The 22,481-nt window shown below is 31.0% G+C and carries 18 protein-coding genes, 1 tRNA gene and 1 other RNA gene; 10 read left to right on the top strand and 10 right to left on the bottom strand.

Annotation, left to right across the window (positions count from 1 at the left end; all coding sequences use genetic code 11):
- Positions 1-24 precede the first annotated feature (24 nt).
- The 6 genes from ELQ09_RS00975 (at position 25) to ELQ09_RS00950 (ending at position 4,341) form a co-directional block, all read left to right on the top strand.
- A complete protein-coding gene (locus tag ELQ09_RS00975; protein ID WP_134224878.1) occupies positions 25-993 on the top strand; it encodes an ABC transporter permease in 969 nt (322 codons plus the stop codon).
- The gene (locus ELQ09_RS00970; RefSeq protein WP_134263700.1) at positions 986-1,924 is read left to right on the top strand and encodes an iron chelate uptake ABC transporter family permease subunit; all 939 of its coding nucleotides are present in this window, start codon (positions 986-988) and stop codon (positions 1,922-1,924) included. The genes ELQ09_RS00975 and ELQ09_RS00970 overlap by 8 nt, the downstream gene beginning before the upstream one ends.
- Positions 1,921-2,676, top strand: a complete 756-nt coding sequence (locus ELQ09_RS00965; protein ID WP_070316857.1) for an ABC transporter ATP-binding protein — start codon at positions 1,921-1,923, stop codon at positions 2,674-2,676. The genes ELQ09_RS00970 and ELQ09_RS00965 overlap by 4 nt, the downstream gene beginning before the upstream one ends.
- A 12-nt stretch (positions 2,677-2,688) precedes the next feature.
- Positions 2,689-3,681, top strand: coding sequence for an enterochelin ABC transporter substrate-binding protein CeuB (gene ceuB / locus ELQ09_RS00960; protein ID WP_052825506.1), 993 nt, complete (start codon positions 2,689-2,691; stop codon positions 3,679-3,681).
- Positions 3,682-3,837: 156 nt separating this feature from the next.
- Entirely contained in the window at positions 3,838-4,059 is a 222-nt protein-coding gene (locus ELQ09_RS00955) for a hypothetical protein (protein ID WP_002856036.1), read from the top strand.
- Positions 4,060-4,341 (top strand): type II toxin-antitoxin system RelE/ParE family toxin, encoded by a 282-nt coding sequence (locus tag ELQ09_RS00950; RefSeq protein WP_070248108.1) that lies wholly within the window; start codon positions 4,060-4,062, stop codon positions 4,339-4,341. It begins immediately after the preceding gene.
- 208 nt (positions 4,342-4,549) lie between these two features.
- Here the strand turns inward: ELQ09_RS00950 and ELQ09_RS00945 are convergent.
- From ELQ09_RS00945 to nrfH, 4 genes are all read right to left on the bottom strand, one after another.
- A tRNA-Ser gene (locus ELQ09_RS00945) sits at positions 4,550-4,639 on the bottom strand.
- Between the two features lie 64 nt (positions 4,640-4,703).
- Positions 4,704-5,258, bottom strand: a complete 555-nt coding sequence (locus ELQ09_RS00940; protein WP_134224875.1) for a hypothetical protein — start codon at positions 5,256-5,258, stop codon at positions 4,704-4,706.
- Between the two features lie 135 nt (positions 5,259-5,393).
- Complete coding sequence (locus ELQ09_RS00935; RefSeq protein ID WP_087684611.1) at positions 5,394-7,226, bottom strand: ammonia-forming cytochrome c nitrite reductase subunit c552; 1,833 nt, start codon at positions 7,224-7,226, stop codon at positions 5,394-5,396.
- A gap of 14 nt (positions 7,227-7,240) precedes the next feature.
- Complete coding sequence (nrfH, locus tag ELQ09_RS00930) at positions 7,241-7,756, bottom strand: cytochrome c nitrite reductase small subunit (protein ID WP_010891930.1); 516 nt, start codon at positions 7,754-7,756, stop codon at positions 7,241-7,243.
- 164 nt (positions 7,757-7,920) lie between these two features.
- Between nrfH and ELQ09_RS00925 the strand changes: the two genes are divergently transcribed.
- The gene (locus ELQ09_RS00925) at positions 7,921-10,029 is read left to right on the top strand and encodes an RNA degradosome polyphosphate kinase (RefSeq protein WP_223209681.1); all 2,109 of its coding nucleotides are present in this window, start codon (positions 7,921-7,923) and stop codon (positions 10,027-10,029) included.
- A gap of 141 nt (positions 10,030-10,170) precedes the next feature.
- Here ELQ09_RS00925 and ELQ09_RS00920 read toward each other — a convergent pair whose 3' ends face one another.
- The 3 genes from ELQ09_RS00920 to ELQ09_RS00910 all read right to left on the bottom strand — a co-directional run bounded on the left by ELQ09_RS00920 (position 10,171) and on the right by ELQ09_RS00910 (position 13,425).
- Positions 10,171-12,450: an autotransporter outer membrane beta-barrel domain-containing protein gene (locus ELQ09_RS00920; protein ID WP_134224872.1), complete on the bottom strand. Its 2,280-nt coding sequence runs from the start codon at positions 12,448-12,450 to the stop codon at positions 10,171-10,173.
- A 205-nt stretch (positions 12,451-12,655) separates the two neighbouring features.
- Positions 12,656-13,014, bottom strand: a transfer-messenger RNA (tmRNA) gene (gene ssrA, locus ELQ09_RS00915).
- The gene (locus tag ELQ09_RS00910) at positions 13,015-13,425 is read right to left on the bottom strand and encodes a hypothetical protein (RefSeq protein ID WP_002783915.1); all 411 of its coding nucleotides are present in this window, start codon (positions 13,423-13,425) and stop codon (positions 13,015-13,017) included.
- 90 nt (positions 13,426-13,515) lie between these two features.
- Between ELQ09_RS00910 and ruvB the strand changes: the two genes are divergently transcribed.
- A complete protein-coding gene (gene ruvB, locus ELQ09_RS00905) occupies positions 13,516-14,523 on the top strand; it encodes a Holliday junction branch migration DNA helicase RuvB (RefSeq protein WP_002932887.1) in 1,008 nt (335 codons plus the stop codon).
- A gap of 3 nt (positions 14,524-14,526) precedes the next feature.
- Positions 14,527-15,570, top strand: a complete 1,044-nt coding sequence (locus ELQ09_RS00900) for an AI-2E family transporter (protein ID WP_070316853.1) — start codon at positions 14,527-14,529, stop codon at positions 15,568-15,570.
- A 29-nt stretch (positions 15,571-15,599) separates the two neighbouring features.
- Here ELQ09_RS00900 and fumC read toward each other — a convergent pair whose 3' ends face one another.
- From fumC to ELQ09_RS00885, 3 genes are all read right to left on the bottom strand, one after another.
- Positions 15,600-16,991: a class II fumarate hydratase gene (gene fumC, locus ELQ09_RS00895; RefSeq protein ID WP_096702857.1), complete on the bottom strand. Its 1,392-nt coding sequence runs from the start codon at positions 16,989-16,991 to the stop codon at positions 15,600-15,602.
- 133 nt (positions 16,992-17,124) lie between these two features.
- A complete protein-coding gene (glmS, locus tag ELQ09_RS00890; protein ID WP_070316852.1) occupies positions 17,125-18,921 on the bottom strand; it encodes a glutamine--fructose-6-phosphate transaminase (isomerizing) in 1,797 nt (598 codons plus the stop codon).
- A gap of 4 nt (positions 18,922-18,925) precedes the next feature.
- The gene (locus ELQ09_RS00885; RefSeq protein WP_070316851.1) at positions 18,926-21,274 is read right to left on the bottom strand and encodes a nucleotidyltransferase; all 2,349 of its coding nucleotides are present in this window, start codon (positions 21,272-21,274) and stop codon (positions 18,926-18,928) included.
- 142 nt (positions 21,275-21,416) lie between these two features.
- Between ELQ09_RS00885 and mqnE the strand changes: the two genes are divergently transcribed.
- Entirely contained in the window at positions 21,417-22,481 is a 1,065-nt protein-coding gene (gene mqnE / locus ELQ09_RS00880; RefSeq protein WP_134224871.1) for an aminofutalosine synthase MqnE, read from the top strand.

Here is a 22,481-nt window from a genome sequence, read left to right as displayed (position 1 = left end):
ATTATTATTACTATAAGGAAAGATTTGTTTTTTAAGCATATATTGAGTTTAAAAGTGCTTATAGCTTTACTTTTATTCTTTGGAATGATAAGTTTATTTATAGGAGTTATCAGTATCAATGTAAAAGATATTCTTAATCTTAACTCCACTCAATTAGAAATCATAACTCTCACAAGAATTCCTAGAGTTATAGCGATTTTACTTACAGGAATGAGTCTTAGTATATGTGGGCTTATCATGCAACAACTCACGCAAAATAAATTCGTTTCTCCAACTACAGCAGGGACTATGGATTGTGCTAAATTTGGCATACTTATTTCTTTAATATTTTTTTCTGGAGCATCTTTTTTCACTCAAGCTACCATTGCTTCTGTATTTGCACTTTTGGGTTCTTTTATATTTATCCAAATTTTAAGAAAAATCAAACTCAAAGATGTGATTTTTGTACCTTTGATAGGCTTGATGTTTGGAGGCATTATTAGTGCTATAACCACTTTTTTTGCCTATGCTTTAAATTATATACAAAATATCCAAGGCTGGCTACAAGGCAGTATGGCAAATGTTATGCAGGGAAATTATGAATTGCTCTACATTTCTTTACCACTTTTTATACTTGCTTATTTTTTAGCTCATAAAATTACCATAGTTGGCATGGGTGAAGATATAGCTTTAAATCTTGGAATTTCTTATAATGGGATATTATTTTTAGGCTTGATGATTGTAAGCATTATCACTAGTTTAGTGATTGTAAGCGTTGGGATTATCCCTTTTTTAGGGCTAATTATCCCAAATTTAGTAGCTCTTTATCTAGGTGATAATCTTAGAAAAAATCTTATCTATATAGCACTTTGTGGAGCTTTGTTTTTACTTGTTTGCGATATCATTTCAAGACTTGTCATCTTTCCTTTTGAAATGCCTTTAAGCATCACTACAGGTGTTTTAGGATCTTTAATCTTTATCTTTCTTTTGCTAAAAAGGAAAGTTTATGCGTAAAAAAATGCTAATTTTAAGCTTTTTAACACTTGGCATGATAGGGATTTTTATACTTGTGGGTTTAAATGGCTTTGATGAGTATGCTTTAAAAAGTCGTTTTTTACAAATTGCGGCTATTATCATAGCAGCTATTTGTATCGCTGTTTCAACAGTGATTTTTCAAACTTTATGCAATAACAAAATTCTAACCCCTGCTATCATAGGATTAGATTCTTTATATATGTTGCTTCAAAGTGCTCTTATCTTTTCTTTTGGTGCGGCTAATTTAAGTGTTTATAAAAACGATATCAATTTTTTAATCACTCTAGTTTGTATGGTGGTTTTTTCACTAGGACTTTATAAAATTTTATTTAGTAGCGATAGAAGTATTTATCTTATCATGCTTTTAGGTTTAGTTTTTGGAACACTTTTTAGCACTTTAAGCTCTTTTTTTGAAGTGCTAATCGACCCTGATGAATTCATGGTAATACAAGGAAGAATGTTTGCTAGTTTTGATAATATTGCTTTTGATGTTTTAATTCTTGCTTATATTATTAACTTTTTAAGTTTTATATGGATTTTTCGCTATATGAAATTTTTAGATCCTTTAAATTTAGGCAAAGATTTAGCGATAAATTTAGGGATAAATTATCAAAAAATTTCAAAACAATTGATGATTATCATAGCTATTTTAACTTCTATTAGCACCGCACTTGTAGGTCCTATAACCTTTTTAGGGCTTTTGGTGGTAAATATCACTTATGAGCTATTTAAAACTGCAAAGCATAGTATTTTACTAAGTGCTTGCATACTCATTAGCATTTTAGCTTTGCTTGGAGGGGTGTTTTTTGTCTCTAGAGTTTTTGATTATAATGCCACTATAAGCGTGGTTATTAATTTCTTAGGTGGGATATATTTTATCTATCTTGTATTAAAGGGTAATAAATTATGATTAAACTAAAAAATATCACCAAATTTTATGATAATAAAGCCATTATTTCAAATCTTAGCCTTGATTTTCATAAAGGCAAAATCACTTCTATAATAGGAGCCAATGGCGCTGGAAAATCCACTCTTTTAGCTCTAGCAAGTCGTTTAATAAAACCTAGTAGTGGAGAAATTTATATCGATGGAATGAATTTAAAAGACTATAAAGAGCAAATCTTAGCACAAAAAATTTCCATTCTCAAACAACAAAACAATATCAATTTAAGATTAAAAGTTGAAGAATTAGTCGCTTTTGGGCGTTTTCCGCATTCTCAAGGAAGACTTAATGCAAACGATAAAATCAAAATCAATGAAGCTTTAGAATACATGGGACTTAGCAACTTAAAAAATGAATTTTTAGATACATTAAGCGGAGGACAAAAACAAAGAGCTTTTATAGCTATGATCATCGCTCAAGATACTGAATTTATAATGTTTGATGAACCTTTAAACAATCTTGATATGAAGCATAGTGTACAAATCATGCAACTAATGAAAAATTTAGTCAAAGACTTTAACAAAAGTATAGCTGTTGTATTACATGATATTAATTTTGCTTCGATTTATTCTGATGAAATCATAGCCTTAAAAGATGGGAAGCTTTTAAAACAAGGCTCAAAAGATGAAATCATCAATCAAGAAAATTTAAAACAAATTTATGATATGGATATACCTGTAAGTCAAATTGATGGTAAGAAAATTTGTATTTATTTTTAAAAAGGAGAAAATATGAAAAAATCTTTAGTTTTTGCTTTTTTTGCATTTTTTTTAAGTCTAATCTTAACAGCTTGTAATTCAAACTCAAATGAAAACAACGCAAGTTCTACAACAAAAACCAACACTGCTACAGTGAAAGTTTTGCCTATTAGCATGAGTGATGAGGGTGATAGTTTTTTAGTGAAGGATAGTCTAGGAGAAAATAAAATCCCTAAAAATCCTTCTAAGGTAGTGATCTTAGATCTTGGAATTTTAGATACTTTTGATGCTTTAAAATTAAACGATAAAGTCGCAGGCGTTCCTGCTAAAAATTTACCAAAATACCTACAACAATTTAAAAACAAGCCTAGTGTAGGTGGAGTACAACAAGTTGATTTTGAAGCCATTAATGCTTTAAAACCTGATCTTATCATCATTTCTGGACGCCAAAGTAAATTTTATGACAAATTAAAAGAAATAGCTCCAACTTTATTTGTAGGTCTTGATAATACAAATTTTTTAAGCTCTTTTGAAAACAATGTCTTAAGCGTTGCAAAACTTTATGGTTTAGAAAAAGAAGCTTTGGAAAAAATTTCAGCTATTAAAAATGAAATTGAAAAAGCCAAAAGCATAGTTGATGAAGATAAAAAAGCTCTTATTATTCTTACAAATTCTAACAAAATTTCAGCCTTTGGTCCTCAATCTCGCTTTGGGATCATTCACGACGTTTTAGGGATTAACGCAGTAGATGAGAATATAAAAGTAGGCACACACGGCAAAAGTATCAACTCTGAATTTATACTAGAAAAAAATCCTGATTATATTTTTGTTATTGATAGAAATATCATTGTAGGCAACAAAGAACGCGCTCAAGGCATACTCGATAATGCGCTTGTCGCTAAAACCAAAGCAGCACAAAACAAAAAAATCATCTATCTTGATCCAGAATACTGGTATTTAGCAAGTGGAAATGGACTAGAGTCTTTAAAAACTATGATTTTAGAAATCAAAAATGCTGTAAAATAATACAACTTCGCAAGGGCTAGTCTCTTGCTTTAATACTTAATAAAATATTTGGGATTTTCAAGAAAGTTTTAGTGGCGGACAGAGAGGGATTTGAACCCTTTTTTTTAAATAAAAAATGTTTTTATGTTATAATAAATCTTTAAAAAGGAGTAACAAATGAACTTAGAATTTTCAAAAGAAACACAACATTTTTTAACCAATTATTGCAAAGATAACAATTTAAGTGAAAAAGAAGTTTTAGAACTTGCTTTAAGTTATTTAGAACATAAGATAAGAATTGATGGTTATAAAAAGGATATAGAACTTTACAAGCAAGGTAAATTAAAGACTTTAGATTTTGATGAAACTTTTAATGATATTAGAAAAGATTTAGAATAAATGGAAATTGTTCCAACTCCTAAATTTAAAAATGAGCTTAGGCATATTGTTAATTTTATAAAATTAGATAGTTCTTTTTATGCTAAAGAATTTCTTAATGATATTAATTCAATTTGTAAAAATCTTTCTTTTATGCCTTATAAAAATAGAAAATCTTTGTCTTTTGATAATGAAAATATAAGAGATTTGATTTTTAAAGGTTATATTATCCCTTATCTTATCGATAAAAGTAAAAATGAAATTGTGATTTTAGGCATATATAAAAGTAATCTTTGGGATTGATTTTATATTTTATTTTTTTAGAATTCTTACTTCCATATTAGCATTCTTTTTCATCTAATTTCTTAAATAATTCCAAAATATCTTATTTTCTAATGGATTATTTTCCAATTTTAGAATAATATTTATTTATTATAGTTATAGATTATTCTTTTTTTTCAAATATATAATGTTGATATATAAATACTTGGAATTTTCAAGAAAGTTTTAGTGGCGGACAGAGAGGGATTTGAACCCTCGAGACCCGTTAAGATCTGCACCCTTAGCAGGGGTGTGGTTTCAGCCGCTCACCCATCTGTCCAATAAAAGTAAAGTGTGATTATACAAAAAAATAAATAATACCTAGCTTAAAAAGCTAGGAAAAATCAAAGGCTAAGATAAGCCAAAAGCAAAGTTACAACAACCCCTACTCCAAGAACTGCAAATTGTTTACTTCTATCTTTTTTATTTGCAAACAAAGTAATCATAAGCCCTGAAATATAAAGCATAAATAAAGTAATACCAAAACCTACACTAAGCACAGAAAAATACCAAGCACCCTTATCTTTATGAAGCATAATCATATCTCCAAGCAAAGATCTTGTTTTTAAGGTAATATTGTATTCATTAGTAGAATTTTGAGTTATATTAGCACTATAATGAGTTCCACCTATTGTTATACCTTTATCTTTGCTTTTAATGATATCTGTATTAGATGGCACTTTTAAACCATTTGTTTTTAAAAACTCTATTAAAGCTTCTCTTTCTTTACCACTTTGTATAACTTTTGACAATTGATACTGTTCAACTTTTAAGCCCACATCTTGATTAATACCAAAAATATATGCTATACCCGTTAAAGCAAAAAGCAAAGTGCAAGGCAAGAAGAACAAACTAAGATAGATATGAACCTGTCTAAACAATTTATTTTTATTGATCATTTTAACTCCTTTTTGATTATCAAAATTTGTGATATTTTGACAAAACAAAGTGAAGCAAAAGTGAATTTTAAATAAAAAGTTTATAGTTTTTAAAACAAAGAAAAGAAAAAGCCCTATGATTATAGGGCTTAAGAATTATTTTTTATCAATCACTTGATAATTATAAGGAGCAAGCTCTTTATCATGCTCTAAAAGTTCTTTTGGAGGATTGCCATTAACATCTTTTTCATCTGCATAGTAACGCTCTCCAGCTTTATGATTATTAACATCTACTTTATAATAAAGCTCTCCTGGATTAAATTTTTGAATATCTTCAAAACCTAAATTTGAAGTTTTAAAATCTTTAATTCCATTTGCCGCTGCAATTTCTACAAGTTTAGTTTGTCCCATTCTTGCCATATCAACAGCTTGCAATAACATTCTTGAAGCTTCGCGAGGATTATGAAAACCAGTTGAGTTTTCAGCATTAACAAAATCTGCTCTCATTTGAGCTTTACGATGAAGTTCTAAAACTTCTTTTAGTTCTTCGCTAATTTTTTTCGCATCAGCTTTTCCATCGCTTTGGAATTTTTCCATATTGCCTAGTTCATCGCGTAGTTTTTTAGTATCCATAATCAAACTAACAATTGCATACTCTGCAGTTCTTTGATCATGCGCAACGCTGTTTTGTATGTCAAGCACTTGAGCTTTTAAATAATCTTCGCTTTGTTTATGACAAGACTTACAAGCAGAGTTAATATCTCTTAAAGGAGAAGTGATATTGTGTTGAGTAACCTTTTTAGCTCCTTCTCTAACATAAGGCATATGACAATCCACGCAACTTACTCCATTTGCAGCATGCACACCGCCACTATAAAGTTCACTTTCTGGATGTTGAATTTTAATAATTTGCGCTCCTGTTAATTTATGAGTAAAATCAGCTCCAAATACTCCACGAACTTTATCATAATAATCATCTAGCATTTCAATTCTAAATGGTTGTCCTTTTTTCCACTCACCCCAAGGAAAAGTTAAAACTATACCATCGGTTTCAATCTCTTTAGCTTTATTGCCATCTCTCCAAAATTCATACTCATCATAATTTTTCTGAGTTCCATTCCACCATTTTTTAGAACTATCATCTACAATAGTTTCACCCATTACTTTTACCTTTTCCCCTGTTGGTTTAAAATAGTATTCAACATGGCATTGAGAGCAAACTAAAGTTCTCATTTCTTCTCTTGTAGCTTTTACGCCTTGTACTGGATCTTTTTCATATCCTCTAGAAACTAAAGCATTAATAGCTGCTGGACGAGTAAGTCTTAAACTCATATCATTTGGATTGTGACAATCTGCACAAGTTACACCCATTCTTTTACCACCATGTGGGCCTGCATGTTCAGGTGAATTTTCTACTATACCATCAACGGCTGGGATATTTTTAATCATAGTCCAATAATTTGTAGAGTTAAAAGCAGTAAAATCCCCTTTAGCAACATTTTTTATAAGCCATGGAGTCCATCCACTATGACAATTCATACAAGCTGCAGGTTGACCTTTAAAAGCAGCAAGTCCATGAGCATTAAGAAAATCTTTGTTGTTTCTTGCTGTTTTCATTTGATCTACTTGAACCCAAAAATGCCCTCTTTCTTCATTGAAATCAAGGCTAAAAGGATATCCTGCCCAAAGTATGGTTAATTGAGGAAAGCGAATCAATTTTGAATAAGCTAAATTACCACCAAATTCAGTAGCCTTAGGCTCTTCTTTTTCAACCGTTAAATACATTTTTAGTTGCTCTGGAAAAACCTTACCCCATTTTTCAAAATTTGGATCATCATCACTAAGCAAAGAAAAATCAGCATTTACTGCAATGGCATTTTTATTTGCTTCATCTTCTTTTTTTTGATTGATATCATTATTTAGCCATAAAACCCCCGCTATAAGTAAAACCAAAACGACAATACCTAAGCGTAAAATATTTTTTTTCATTCATCTTCTCCTTATTAAATTCCGTGTTTATGTCCAACATCTTTATGACAAGAAGCACAATTTAATGACTTGTCTGCATGTGGATTTGTTGTAGCATTGATAGCTGTTTGAGCAAAATCTGCATGACAGCGTATGCAGTTTTCTTGCACCATTTTTCTGCTTTTTTCAGTCGCACTCAAATTTGTAGGCAACTCATCAAGTTTAAAAGTAAAAGCATAAGCATGCCCTAAACCACTTTGAGCCTTAGCTATCCACTTAGCTACAAAATTATGTGGCAAATGGCAATCCACGCAAGTTGCTCTTGGTTCGCCTTTGACTTTTTGAGAGTGTGGCCCTGCCATGTATTCGTTATAAACTTCATTCATAATATGGCAGTTATTACAAGATTCACTTGCATTGCTTAAATAAGATGTACCCTTAGCGTTATAAAAGGTATAAAACCCGACCGCAAAGAAAACAAAAAGCAAAACAAGAAAAATAGTAAAAAGATTCGAAGTTTTCTTCAAAATTTTCCTCCTTAAAATTATCATTTCTTAAAATCTTCAATGAAACAACAATGTCACAGAATTTCCCAGAAATAAATTTTGTGATTCTAACATAGATGAATTTAATATAATTTTAAAGATATATTTACTCTTAATTAACCTAAAAAAATTTAAAACTTTTATTCAATAATTTCAAAATAAATGATAAAATACAACTAAAAAAGGAAAAATTAATGCAAACAAGTCCTGATATGTTTATCAATCGCGAACTTTCTTGGCTTCGCTTTAATTCTCGTGTTTTAGACCAATGTTCTAAAAATTTACCCTTGTTAGAAAAATTAAAATTTATAGCTATATATTGCACTAATTTAGATGAATTTTATATGATACGCGTCGCAGGCTTAAAACAACTTTTTTCAGCTGGAGTTAATGCAAGCAGTAGCGATGAAATGACCCCGTTACAACAATTAAAAGCCATACGCAAATATTTACACCAAGAAAAAGAACTTTTGGAGCGTTATTTTAATGAAATCACAAGTGAATTAGAAAAAGAAAATCTTTTCATAAAACATTATGAGAATTTAGATGAAAATTTAAAACAAAAATGTGATGAGTATTTTTTCTCCAATATTTTTCCTGTTATTGTTCCAATAGCTGTTGATGCTACTCACCCTTTTCCGCATTTAAACAACTTATCTTTTTCACTAGCGGTTAAAATTTGCGATAAAGCGCATCCTGAACTTGTAAAATTTGGAATGATTAGAATTCCAAGAGTTTTACCTCGTTTTTATGAAGTAAGTGCAAATATTTATGTTCCTATAGAAAGTATAGTCCATCAACACGCAGAAGAAATTTTTCCAGGCTATAAACTCTTAGCTTCAGCAGCATTTAGAGTGACTAGAAATGCAGATATGGTAATAGAAGAGGAAGAAGCTGATGATTTTATGATGATTTTAGAACAAGGCTTAAAACTTCGTAGAAAAGGAGCTTTTGTAAGATTGCAAATTCAAAAAGATGCAGATGAGCAAATCGTAGAATTTCTTAATACTCACATGAAAATTTTTCATAAAGATGTTTATGAATATTCTATTTTACTCAATCTCCCTAGCCTTTGGCAAATCGCAGGAAATAAAACCTTTACGCATCTTTTAAGCCCACTTTACACGCCTAAAACTTTACCACCTTTTGATGAGAATTTATCTATTTTTGATGCTGTAGAAAAAGAAGATATACTCATCATACAACCTTTTGAAAGTTTTGATCCAGTTTATAAATTTATCAAAGAAGCAAGCAAAGATCCTGAAGTAATTTCCATAAGAATGACACTTTATAGAGTTGAAAAAAATTCCAATATAGTTCAAGCTTTAATTGATGCTGCAAGTGATGGAAAACAAGTAACTGTGATGGTAGAATTAAAAGCACGCTTTGATGAAGAAAATAATCTTCATTGGGCGAAAGCTTTAGAAAATGCCGGAGCTCATGTTATTTATGGCATTACAGGTTTTAAAGTCCACGCTAAGGTTTCTCAAGTCATACGCAAACAAGGAGATAAACTTAAATTTTATATGCATTTAAGCACAGGAAATTATAATGCAAGCAGTGCTAAAATCTATACTGATGTGAGTTATTTTACAAGCAAAGCAGAATTTGCAAGAGATACGACAAGCTTTTTTCACATCTTATCGGGATTTAGTAAAAATCGTCGCCTTCAAACTCTTTCAATGAGCCCAAATCAAATCAAAGAAAAAGTTTTAGAAATGATACGCATTGAAACAAGCAAGAAAAATGAAGGTGTGATTGTAGCTAAAATGAATTCTCTTGTGGATAGTGATATCATACAAGCGCTTTATGAAGCAAGTATGGAAGGAGTGCAAATCGATCTTATCATACGCGGAATTTGTTGCTTAAAACCTGATGAAGAATATAGCAAAAACATACGCGTTAGAAGCATCATAGGAAAATACTTAGAACATGCTAGAGTATTTTATTTTAAACATAGTGAGCCAAATTATTTTATATCGAGTGCAGATTGGATGCCAAGAAATTTAGAACGCCGTTTAGAGCTTATGACTCCTATATATGATGAAAGAAGCAAAGCTAAATTAGCTCAATTTTTACGCTTGCAACTTAGCGATAATGTTTTAGCTTATGAGCTTAAAAACAATGGAGAGTATGAAAAAATTCCTTCTTCTGAAAAAATCATAGATTCTCAACAAACCTTAGAAGAATATGTAAGTAAAATTTATAAAACACTTAAAAAAGATACAGATCAAAGTCGCGCAACGCACTTAGCTTCCAAACTTTTCAAAGAAAACTAAAAGTTTTTAGGGTTTTTACTCTAAAGACTTATTTACTTGTTTGTTATAAAAAAGGGCTTTAAGATAAAGCCCTAGGAGATTTCCCATAGAAATAAACAATCATTTCTAAACTATAAAAAGATTTAGAAATGATTTTTAAGATTAAAATTTATACTTAAGTCCTGCTTGACCACTTAAGTAAGTTTCATTTTTATTATCTACTTTACCTGCTAGTATTTGTTTAGCACCAAAGCCAAGATTCATACTGAGTTGATTTGTAAAATCTACATTACCCCCTACGATAATTTGTCCGTATGTTTTTTTCTTGTTGTTAGCTTCTACACTAGTAAAGAAAGCATTATTTACAGCTAGGTTAGCTGTGTAATCATCACCACTATTGATAACAAATTGTTCTATTTTTGGAGTTACAAAAATATAAGAGTTTTCATTCATATATTTTCTAAATTCAGCACCCACTTCAACACTTACAGAATTGTTTTTCATAGAATCAATATCTTTAGCAATAGCACCATTTTCTGTATGAGATGGAGTATAACTAAAATAATAATTTACTCCCACAAAAGGTTTAATAAATAAAGTATTATTACTAAGATCAAACACACGACCTGCATTAGCGCTAAGTCCTAAGAATTTGCTTGTATAATCTGAGTTATATGCACCATCTGTTTGAATATTGTCTTGTTTAGTTGGAGAAACTTGAGCATAAGCTTTAAGATTAAGTTCCCATTGTGGAGCTATATTGATAGTAGAATACATACCTAATTGGAAGTTATCACTTTTTTGTTCTAAATTATTGTCTTTGATTTTAGCGTTTGCATAAGTAAAATAAGCACCCCATAAAACATCATCATTAGCTTGTTTATCTACTCCCACGGTAGCACCATACATTGCACCACTATCTCCATCGATAATGTTAGCACCACCAAAAGCATTAGCCCAAACACTATTGGTATATTCATTTACATAGCTTGGTCTCATATCACTATCTAAAGCAGCAAATTTAAGGCCATTCATTTTAGAAGCATAAGTTCCAAAAGGATTGTTTAACATTGCTACACGAGAACCTATAGAAACATCATTAGAAATATTCATAGTGGTATTTACTGCACTAGAAGCTGAATTGAGATTAGATACAGATTTACCTGTATTGTCTGTGTCTTTTTTGATTTGTAGGGCTAGTTTTACACCTTCTCTACTTGCTAAATCTGCTCCTATACTTCCTAATTGTTCTGTAATAGAACGAAGTGCTAGGATAGAAGCTTTATCATTAGCGCTAAGATTTAAATTTAAGTTTTTATTTACTAAATCAAGGTATTTTTCATCATCGATTTTACCGCCGTTGTTTATAGCTTCTTGTTGAAGTTTTTCAAGTTCAGTTTTTTGTTCTTGTAGGGCTTTTTTAACTTTTGCCCATTCTTCAGCTTCAGCTTCATCGGAATCAAAATCATTTTTAAGTAATTTATCGATAGCATTTATATCTACTTTAAGTTGCGTGAGTTTATCTTTAGCTGCTGCAGTAGCACCTCCATTAACTACCAAGCATTTATTGCCACCGCAGTTTTGAACGCTAAGTTTATAATCTACTAAGCCTTTTTTTCCATCGCCGTATTCATCTTCATCGCTAATATCTATAACAGCTCCTGTTTCTGTAACATCTTTGCCATGAAGATCAGTTGAAACATAATCATTTAAAAATTTTACAAGTAATGCACCTGCGTTATTATTTGCTTTTAAAATATCTTCATTGAAATCTTTAGCTTGAACCATTACTACATTATTTGCTTCTAAGTCTGTATAAGAGCGTTTGATAAGTCCAAAATTTGAATTTTTAAGATTTGCAGTTCCATTTACCTTAACAAAATTTCCATAAGTAGCAAAAAGGGTTTTATCGACAGCAAAATTTCCATTTATAGTTAAGCTACCATTAGCACTTTGTGTTTCACCTGCTCCATTATAAAGAATTATACCCGAACCTTTTTCTTCATCTTGAGTAATGGCTTCACCTCCTGAGCTAGTCATAGTTAAATCTCCATTAATCACCGAAGGTGCAAAAGCTTGTAAAATTATATCTGTTGTTTCAACTTTTTTAGCAGTAGCGTTTAGATTTGTTACATATGCAGGTTCTCCTTTGTTATTATATGTAAAGCTTAAAGTATGGTCTTTACCGATATCAATGTTCAATCGATGATCAGCAGTGTCATAACCATCGCTTGGTAAATCCCCAATGCCCATTTTGATACTTAAATCTTTTCCTTTGTAATTATCAGGATTTTTGAGATTAATATCCTTACCATTTTCTTCAAAATAATTTCCTATATCTGAAGACCCTGTAAGATCGATTTCTTGTGCAAAAGCACCCGAATAAAGCAAAGTTGCTACACCTAAGCTTAGCAATATCTTGCTCGAAGCATTTTTCTTCATAAGTTTCTCCTTCAATAAATTTAAACTGAAGGAAAAATTATACCCCCCCCCTAAAAATAAGCTTAAAAATAAAACTATAAATTTTTAATGAAAAATTATAAAACCTAATATATCAAAGTTTTAAGGGTAATAAATCGATCTTAACTTCATATAAAAAATTCTAAAAATTTAAAATAAACTTATGATTTACTTAAAATTAGCGTGATGGTGGAAGCGAGGGGAATCGAACCCCTGTCCAAAAATAACCCCACAAAGACCTCTACATGCTTAGCAAAGATGACTACTTCACCCTACTTCGCTCACCTTCCAAAACTTAAAAGCAAGGCTAAGACTTTATTTCACCTCAACGCTTGTCAAACGCAAGGCTACACTATCAAAGATGACCGAAAATTAAGCTAGATAGTATGACTTAAATTTCAGGCTCAACTGAACTTACGCAGCTTTAGCGTAAGCAGGAGCAAATTTAACGTTGTTTGCGTTTAATTTTATTTGGGCTTTTTACGCTTTGCCCAAAGCGACATGCCATCTAAGCAGACTTACTCCTGTCGAAGCCAAGTCGCTCCCTTATTTAGAAATAATATTTGGAACATTAACAATTAAAGGATTAAAAACCGCTAAAACAGAATCATCATTTTCATATGAACGACAATATTTTTCAAACTGATCACTCATCAAAAGCATCCAATCTGTAAATTCATCGCTAGCAGGGCCATTAAAGCGATTTGCTTGTGCCATCATCTCTTCACAAAATACACAAAAATCAGTCACTTCTTCAAGATTTAAGCGTCTTGCTGCCCAAGCGGTATTATGTGCTAAAGTTTCAAGCTCTTTTATGGCCTCTTTATAACGCACGCTATCGCTTCCAAGCTTGATGATTAAAGGTTCAAACCTATCACACATGGTTCTAAAAAATTGTAAAAATTTTTCTATATCATCAATCTCATAATCTAATTCTAATTTTGTTAAAATTCCCATTTTCAAACCATAATCATTAAAGTTTAATGTAAATTCTAGCAAATTTTAGCTAAAATCTTATTTTAATTTTTCCAAAATATAAGTAAAGATATGGATAGAATAGTAGAAATAGAAAAATACTCCTTTGACGAAACTTACGAAACTTCGTTGCGTCCTTCAAATTTTGATGGTTATATAGGTCAAGAAAGCATTAAAAAAAATTTAAATGTCTTTATAACTGCAGCCAAAAAACGCAACGAATGTTTAGATCATATACTTTTTAGTGGTCCTGCAGGACTTGGAAAAACAACACTAGCTAATATCATCTCCTATGAAATGGGTGCAAATATCAAAACAACCGCCGCTCCTATGATAGAAAAAAGCGGAGATTTAGCAGCCATTTTAACCAATCTTAGCGAAGGGGATATACTTTTTATCGATGAAATTCACCGCTTAAGCCCTGCTATCGAAGAAGTACTTTACCCTGCGATGGAGGATTACCGCCTTGATATTATCATAGGTAGTGGTCCAGCTGCTCAAACTATAAAAATCGATTTACCAAAATTTACCCTTATAGGAGCTACAACACGCGCAGGTATGCTTAGCAATCCTTTGCGTGATCGTTTTGGTATGCAATTTAGATTAGAATTTTACAAAGATAGCGAACTTGCTCTCATCTTGCAAAAAGCAGCTTTAAAGCTTAATAAAACTTGCGAAGAAAAAGCCGCACTTGAGATTGCTAAAAGAAGTCGTTCAACCCCAAGGATAGCCTTAAGGCTTTTAAAAAGAGTTAGAGATTTTGCCGATGTTAATGATGAAGAGATTATCACAGAAAAAAGGGCTAATGAGGCCTTAAATTCTTTAGGGGTTAATGAGCTTGGTTTTGATGCGATGGATTTAAGATATCTTGAACTTTTAACCGCTGCTAAGCAAAAACCTATAGGACTTGCAAGCATTGCTGCGGCTTTAAGCGAAGATGAAAATACCATAGAAGATGTAATCGAGCCTTATTTACTAGCTAATGGCTATATAGAACGCACTGCAAAAGGGCGTATAGCAAGCACAAAAAGCTATAGTGCTTTAAAACTAAACTATGAAAAAACTTTATTTGAGGAGTAAATTTTGCAAAATGGAAAATTCTTTCTTATAAGCTTTATTTTAGTCATTTTATTTCTTTTGCTTTATCTTTTTAAAGGTTTTTTACTTGTAATTATCATTGCTAGTTTAATGGCGGTAGCTACCTCAAATATTAATGCAAAATTTTTAAATCTCACTAAAGGACATAAATTTTTAGCTTCCATTCTTACAACAGCTTGTATGGTTTTGCTTTTCTTTGCACCTTTTGTTTATGCTATGATAGAACTTGCCAAAGCTTTAAAAAATTTTGATATTAATTTAGTCACACAAACTCTTGATTATGTCAAAAACTATCAATTTACCTTGCCTGAAAGCTTTAATTTTTTAGAACCTAAAATCAAAGAATTTTTAGCTTCTATAGATTTAAATAGCATTTCCAAACAAATTCTAGGCTATGCTTCAAGTTTTACAAAATCAGGGGCTAAATTTCTTATAGATATGGTTTTAATTTGCGTGTTTTATTTCTTTGCAAATCTGTATGGAACCGAGCTTGTTATCTATCTTAAATCCATCATTCCTATTGACAAAAAAGAACTCGATGATGTTTTAAGTGAAGTGGGTAATGTTATGGCTGTTGTGCTTTACTCTATGGTAATTGTAGCAATATTTCAAGGTGCACTCTTTGGTTTAATCACAATGTTTTATGGTTATGATGGAATTTTAATGGGAGTAATTTTTGCTGTAAGTTCTCTCATACCTGCTATAGGAGGAGCTTTAATTTATGTGCCTGTAAGTCTTTATGAATTTGCTTCAAACAATCTTAACTCAGCTCTTGTTATTTTTATTTATTCTGTAATTGTAATTTCTTTTATAGCAGATACTTTAATCAAACCTTTAATCATCAAATGGATCAACAAAAAACTTGTAAAAACCCCTACCAAAATCAACGAACTTTTAATTTTCTTGGCTATGATAGCAGGAATTTCTACCTTTGGTTTTTGGGGTATTATACTAGGTCCTGCGATTTTAACCTTTTTTGTATCAACTTTAAGAATGTATGTGATTTTAAAAGATAAGAATTTAATTTAACTTGCCTTAAAAAAGGCAAGTTTTATGTTCTAGGCTTTTGGGCCTATCATTTTAGTAGGATCAACAAATTTATTGAAATCTTCTTCACTAACCAAACCAAGCTCCATAGCACTTTCTTTTAAAGAAATACCTTTTTTATGAGCATTTTTGGCTACTTTAGCAGCATTTTCATAACCTATATGTGGATTTAGAGCGGTAACTAGCATTAAAGAATTATGAAGATTATGATCGATTTTTGCACGATTTGGTTCTATACCTACAGCACAATGGATATTGAATGAATGCATAGAATCAGCTAACAAATCAAGACTTTGCAAGAAATTATAAATAATCACAGGCTTAAACACATTAAGCTCAAAATTTCCTTGACTTGCTGCAAAACCAATAGCTGCATCATTTCCCATCACTTGTACAGCAACCATAGTAACAGCTTCACACTGGGTAGGATTTACCTTACCTGGCATAATCGAACTTCCTGGCTCATTTTCAGGGATGATAAGCTCACCAAGACCGCATCTTGGACCTGAAGCTAACCATCTTATATCATTTGCAATTTTCATTAAATTTGCAGCCAAACCCTTCATCGCACCATGAGTGAAATTGATCGCATCATGACTTGTTAAAGCATGAAATTTACTTGGACTTGAAACAAATTTTGTACCTATAAGTTGAGTTAGCTCTTCACTTACTTTTTGGCTTAATTCTGGATGTGCATTAAGCCCTGTTCCTACTGCAGTTCCTCCTATGGCAAGTTCTCTTAAAGTTGGTAAAGAGGCGATGATTTGCTCTTTTGAATGTAAAAGCATAGAAAGATATCCGCTAAATTCTTGTGCTAGAGTAAGTGGCGTAGCATCTTGTAAATGCGTGCGTCCTATCTTGATAATACCATCAAATTCTTTTACTTTTTTTTCAAAAGTTGCAATAAGCTCATCAAGTGCAGGGATAAGCTTTTTCTCTACTTGCTCAACTGCAACGATACTCATAGCTGTTGGAAAAGTATCATTTGAACTTTGACTCATATTGACATGATCATTTGGATGCACAAGCTTTTCTTTGCGAAAATCTCCGCCCATGATTTCAGTGGCACGATTTGCAACAACTTCATTCATATTCATATTGCTTTGTGTGCCTGAACCTGTTTGCCAAATCGCAAGTGGAAAATTATCATCAAATTTACCTGCGATAATCTCATCGCAAGCTTGAACTATAGCATTTTTCTTAGCATCATCAAGTTTTCCGAGTTTGTTATTGACCAAAGCTAAAGATTTTTTAAGATTTGCAAAAGCATAGATTAAAACCTTTGGCATTTTCTCACAACCGATTTTGAAATTTTCAAAACTTCTTTCAGTTTGAGCTCCCCAATATTTGTCATTTGGGACCTTAACTTCACCCATAGTATCGTGTTCAACTCTGTATTCCATAGTGTTTCCTTTCTAGAAATATTGTTAGAATTATTTAAACAAAAATAAGCATAAAGTTAGCTTATAATTTAAAATTTATTTATATTTTTTGTAGCATTTTGAAGTTATGTGCAGTTTGTTTAAACTGCACGGATTATTCGACTGTTACGCTTTTAGCCAAATTTCTTGGCATATCCACATCATTGCCAAGTCTTATGGAAATTTCCATCGCCAAAAGTTGAGTAATGACCATCATTTCAAAAAATTCACACATATAATGATCTTGCTCATTGGTTTTGATAAAATCATCACTTAAATCAAATTCTAAAGGTGAAATGCTAAGCACTGTAGAATCCCTAGCAATAAGCTCTTCAACATTTGATTTTGTTTTTTCATAAAGCATGTGCTTTGGCATTAAAGCTATAGTATAAAGCTTAGAATCAGCCAAAGCAATAGGGCCATGTTTCATCTCTCCTGCGGGATAACCTTCAGCATGAAGATAAGATAATTCTTTAAGTTTCAAAGCTCCTTCTAAGGCCAAAGGATAAAACACATCTCTACCTATAAAGAAAAAGCCGTGTCCATCTAAATAACGCTTAGATAAACGATGAATTTTTTCATGTAAAGCTTGTTTTACACTCACGCAATTTGGAGTATGTAAAAGTGCTTTAATTTCAGCAGAAACATTTAATTTTCTTTTTTGTGCCATAAAAATAGCAAGCATCCAAAGTGTTAAAACTTGAGTGGCAAAAGCTTTGGTTGAAGCAACTCCTTTTTCTATACCTGCACGAGTTAAAAGACTTAGGTGTGCTAAACGCACTATATTAGAATTATCCACATTACAAATTGCAAAAGTCTTAGCACCCTGCTCTTTTGCAATCTTTAAAGCCTCTAAAGTATCTGCTGTTTCTCCACTTTGAGAAATAACGATAAATAAAGAATCTTTTTTTACAATTGCTTCACGGTAGCGAAATTCACTTGCAATTTCTACTTTAGCTTTAACTTTAGCAATTCTTTCAAACAAATAAGCACTTGCCATTGCAGCATGATAGCTTGTTCCACAAGCACAAAGCGTGATTTCATCTACTTGACTTAAATCTTCATTGTTTAACTCATCAAAAACGACTTCATCGCCTTGAATACGCCCCATTAAAACTTCACTCATCACGCGACTTTGTTCATAAATTTCTTTTTCCATAAAAAAGCGAAATCCGTCTTTTTTTGCATAAGCCTTATCGCCTGAAAGCTTAGAAAAACAAAGTGATTTTAAAACATCATTTTCATAAACGACAAGCTCATCTTTACTCGCGTATCCCAAGCTTAAATCTTCAAGATACATTACCTCATCACAACTTCCTATCAAAGGTGCATCACCTGAAGAAAAATACCATTCTTTATTTGCATTTTTACCGATAATCAAAGGAGCAGCATTTTTTGCAAAATACACATGATTAGGATCTTTTTTTGTTACTAACAAAGTAGCAAAAGCACCGCGAAGTTCTTTGATGGTTTTTTGCCAAGCTTCAAAAACTCCCAAATTTCTTGCATAAAATTCAAAAAGCTGGACAATAACTTCAGTATCTGTTTGACTTAAAAAACTCACGCCTTCTTTTTCAAGTTTATCTTTGATTTCTTTATAATTTTCTATAATACCATTGTGAATCACACAAGAATACTGTCCTAAATGAGGATGTGCGTTGATTTCAGTAGGCTTACCATGAGTTGCCCATCTTGTATGACCTATAGCAAAACCATAACCTTGACTTTCAAAATCTGTGCATTTATTCGCCAAATTTTCAAGTTTTCCTACAGCTTTAAAAAAACTAAGCTCTCCTTCTTGCATCGCTGCCATACCCGCACTATCATAGCCACGATATTCTAATTCTTTAAGTCCATTTAGTATAATTTGTTTTTTTTCATTATTTCCTATATAGCCTACGATTCCACACATTTTTTTACTCACTTATTAATAAATTAACTAACTTTTGCTCGCTATGTTCTAATTTTTCATTCTTTTGAAAAATAAAAATATTACGCGTCCTTTGTCTTATGGTTTGAATTTTTGCTGCACATAAAACAAGTTCAAGTTCATTAAAAACATTCATCAAATACGCCATTAAACCCTGCTGATCTTTAGTATTAAGACCTAATTTGGCATACATTTTAGAATAATTTAAGTCTAATTTTAACTCATCTTTTTTAATGATTGGCTTTTTAATTTTTTTCAAATTAAAACCAGAAAGATTTGAATTTAAAAGCTCCCAAAGTTTTAGTTTTTGCTCATCACTGATAATATTATCATATTCAAATCTTAAATAAATTTTATCATCAAAAAGTTCAAAAAAATTCATGAAAATAAGATTTAAATTTGTTAAAGAACTTAAAATAATGGCAATATTAAAATGAAGTGGTGCAACAATTTGCAAACTAAGATTTGTTTCATTACTAAACCAAAATTTAAAATCATTTTCTTTGGCTAATTTAGAAATCATAACAATATCTTCAAAAGTATTTTTTATAATAAAAAGATTTGATTTGATATGTATGATTTTATCTTGCAAAATTTCATCTTGCTCTAAAAAAATCTTACTTCTTTTAAGTGTTAATTCTTTTTTTACTCTTCTTGTGCTTTCTTCAAGTAGATTTTCATCTTCAAAACCTTGTTTTGCATTTTCTAAAAGTTTATCAAGAACTCTAAAATAAAAAGCATTATAATTTAAAGCCTTAGCCTTTAGCCAAGTTAAAGTGTATAAAAGCTCTAAATTTTCTAAATTTTCTAGCTTAGAAACCAAGCTACTTACAACAATAGGATTGTATATATCTTCTTTTTCTGCAAGATCTTTTAAGGCATTATTGTTTTTAAATATCTTAAGACCCCATTCTAAAATTTCATTCTTTAAATCAAATTTAGAGCAATACGCTCTATATATGCCTGCTAAAGAAATTTCATTTTCACTTTCTATAGCGCTTAAAAGTATCACAAGCTTTAAAATCATTTTTTCATCGGTTTTAAGTTTTTGGAGTATCTCAAGCTCATCTTCGTATTTTTCAAATTCACTTAACATAAGAAAAACTTGCTCATCAAAACTATAATTTCCTTCTTCATCGCTTAAAAAACGAACTGTCCAAAAAGGCTTGCATAAATCTTTTAAAATTCCACTATCAAGCAAAAGCTTTAAAACACAAAAACTATGCCTTTTATAAAAAATTTTCTCAAAAAGTATTAAAGCTTTTTCTATATCTTTTTTACCGTATTTCAATCTTCTTAGGGCAAAAACCAAGTTAAGATCGAAAATAACCTGTTTATCTTCAAGTTTTAATAAGTATTCTAAAACTTCCACAAGAGTTTTAAATTTATATTCTTGTTTAAGAGTATGATTTAATCCATCTTGAATTTGCTTTGCTAGAAAGTGCGTATAAAAACCTATAGTATGCATACTTTGCAAAGCCTTTTGAACCAACAACTCATTTGCTCCAAAATGTTTTTTAGCTTTTTTATACATTAATTCACTCAAATCATGAACATTAATAAGTAAAAACTCATCCTCATCTTTAGCACTTAATAAATTCATCGCTGATTTTAAAGAAAGTAAAAAATCTCCAGCTAAACGCAACTCGCTTAAATTTTTTTCATCTATAAAATTTAAAGCATAATTTTTTGGAGAAGTCTTAAAAAGAACAAGCAAACTCTCTAAGGATCTTAAATGATTTAGTCCGCCAAAATCTTTTAAGATATTAAATTCCTGCTTTATAAATGGAATATCAAATTCTTTAAAATTTTCTAGCAAAAGCTTGGCAAAATCATTTTTATTTTCTTTTAAAATACTCTCAAATTTTGTCTTAATCCCTTTAAATAAAATCCTAGAACCACATATGAAACGAGTTTGTATTATAGAAGTCTTAAGCTCATTGCTAGCATTATAAAGTCCGTTAAATTCTAAGATAACAGAGTCAATTTGCAAATGCGCATCATTTAAAATTTCGATAAAAGCCTTAATCATAGGTTTTAAATGAAAAGCCTTAATATCTTTATAAACAAAAATCAAAGAAATACTTTCATTAAAACAAAGACTATTATTTGCATATGCTTTGCTTGCTAAAACACAAAAAGGGATATTATCACTTGGAGGTGAAAAATCATCAAAATAATCTTTAAGAACTATATCATAAGCTTTTTTTATGAAATTATCCATATTTTTAGAATGATATAAGCTAAATGCCCCTTGCTTAAGAAAAAATTTTCTACAACTTTGGGTATAGGAACTAAGATTTTTTTTAAAAATTTCTAATTCTTTATTTAACAAAATTTCTACTCTCTTTAAATTTTAATATTTTAATAATAATCTTAACAAAAATATCTTTTATTTTGGCTTTTTCTATAAACTCTTTTTCAGTAAGCAAAAATTATAATGCTTTGTTTAAAAACAGCAAAAGAGTAAAATTAAAATGAAAAATTTAATTACCAAACTAGAAAATGAAGAAAGATTAAACCAAGAAGAAGCCAATGCACTTTGGGATCTAGATCTTTTTACCTTAGGTAAATACGCTCACAAAAAACGCACCAAACTTCACGGAAAAAAAGTCTATTTTAATATCAATCGTCATATCAACCCAACTAATATCTGTGCAGATACCTGTAAATTTTGCGCCTTTTCAGCGCACCGAAAAAATCCTAATCCTTATTTGATGACTCATGAAAAGATTATGAAAATTGTCGATGAAACTGTAAAACGAGAAACTAAAGAAGTACATATCGTTTCAGCTCACAACAAAGATACAACTTGGCAGTGGTATTTAGAAATTTTTAAAATGATAAAAGAAAAATATCCTAATCTTCATGTAAAAGCTATGACTGCTGCTGAGATTGATTTTTTGCATCGTCGTTTTAAAATGAGCTATGAAGAAGTGATAGAAAAAATGCTTGAATACGGCGTTGATTCTATGCCTGGGGGTGGGGCTGAAATTTTTGATGAAGAAGTGCGTAAGAAAATTTGTCATGGAAAAGTTAGCAGTGAAAATTGGCTTAAAATTCATAAACTTTGGCATGAAAAAGGCAAACAAAGTAATGCTACCATGCTTTTTGGACATATAGAAGAAAGACATCACAGGATCGATCATATGTTAAGATTGCGTGATCTTCAAGATCAAACTGGTGGATTTAATGCTTTTATCCCTCTAGTTTGGCAAAGGGATAATAGCTTTATACAAACTGATAAAATCATGGATAGTGAAGAAATTTTAAAAACCATTGCCATTGCTCGTTTAGTGCTTGATAATATTAAAAATATCAAAGCTTACTGGGCAACAATGACTTTAAATTTAGCCATGGTAGCACAAGAATTTGGAGCTAATGATTTAGACGGTACCATAGAAAAAGAAAGCATACAAAGTGCAGGTGGTGCAAAATCTGCTAAAGGCACAAGTTTAAAAACTTTTATCGATATGATAAAAACTTCAAATCTTATTCCTGTAGAACGCGATAGTTTATATAACGAGCTAAAAACCTACTAA

The sequence above is a fragment of the Campylobacter sp. CH186 genome (assembly GCF_004378925.1).
Taxonomy (GTDB): domain Bacteria; phylum Campylobacterota; class Campylobacteria; order Campylobacterales; family Campylobacteraceae; genus Campylobacter_D; species Campylobacter_D jejuni.
This window is presented reverse-complemented; position numbering and strand designations above follow the sequence as displayed.

Bases quoted from the DNA above. Each gene is read 5' to 3' on its own strand.
- ELQ09_RS00970 (WP_134263700.1), top strand. From the start codon at position 986: ATGCGTAAAAAAATGCTAATTTTAAGCTTTTTAACACTTGGCATGATA.
- ELQ09_RS00965 (WP_070316857.1), top strand. From the start codon at position 1,921: ATGATTAAACTAAAAAATATCACCAAATTTTATGATAATAAAGCCATT.
- ceuB (WP_052825506.1), top strand. From the start codon at position 2,689: ATGAAAAAATCTTTAGTTTTTGCTTTTTTTGCATTTTTTTTAAGTCTA.
- ELQ09_RS00955 (WP_002856036.1), top strand. From the start codon at position 3,838: ATGAACTTAGAATTTTCAAAAGAAACACAACATTTTTTAACCAATTAT.
- ELQ09_RS00950 (WP_070248108.1), top strand. From the start codon at position 4,060: ATGGAAATTGTTCCAACTCCTAAATTTAAAAATGAGCTTAGGCATATT.
- ELQ09_RS00940 (WP_134224875.1), bottom strand. From the start codon at position 5,258: ATGATCAATAAAAATAAATTGTTTAGACAGGTTCATATCTATCTTAGT.
- ELQ09_RS00935 (WP_087684611.1), bottom strand. From the start codon at position 7,226: ATGAAAAAAAATATTTTACGCTTAGGTATTGTCGTTTTGGTTTTACTT.
- nrfH (WP_010891930.1), bottom strand. From the start codon at position 7,756: ATGATAATTTTAAGGAGGAAAATTTTGAAGAAAACTTCGAATCTTTTT.
- ELQ09_RS00920 (WP_134224872.1), bottom strand. From the start codon at position 12,450: ATGAAGAAAAATGCTTCGAGCAAGATATTGCTAAGCTTAGGTGTAGCA.
- ELQ09_RS00910 (WP_002783915.1), bottom strand. From the start codon at position 13,425: ATGGGAATTTTAACAAAATTAGAATTAGATTATGAGATTGATGATATA.
- ruvB (WP_002932887.1), top strand. From the start codon at position 13,516: ATGGATAGAATAGTAGAAATAGAAAAATACTCCTTTGACGAAACTTAC.
- fumC (WP_096702857.1), bottom strand. From the start codon at position 16,991: ATGGAATACAGAGTTGAACACGATACTATGGGTGAAGTTAAGGTCCCA.
- glmS (WP_070316852.1), bottom strand. From the start codon at position 18,921: ATGTGTGGAATCGTAGGCTATATAGGAAATAATGAAAAAAAACAAATT.
- mqnE (WP_134224871.1), top strand. From the start codon at position 21,417: ATGAAAAATTTAATTACCAAACTAGAAAATGAAGAAAGATTAAACCAA.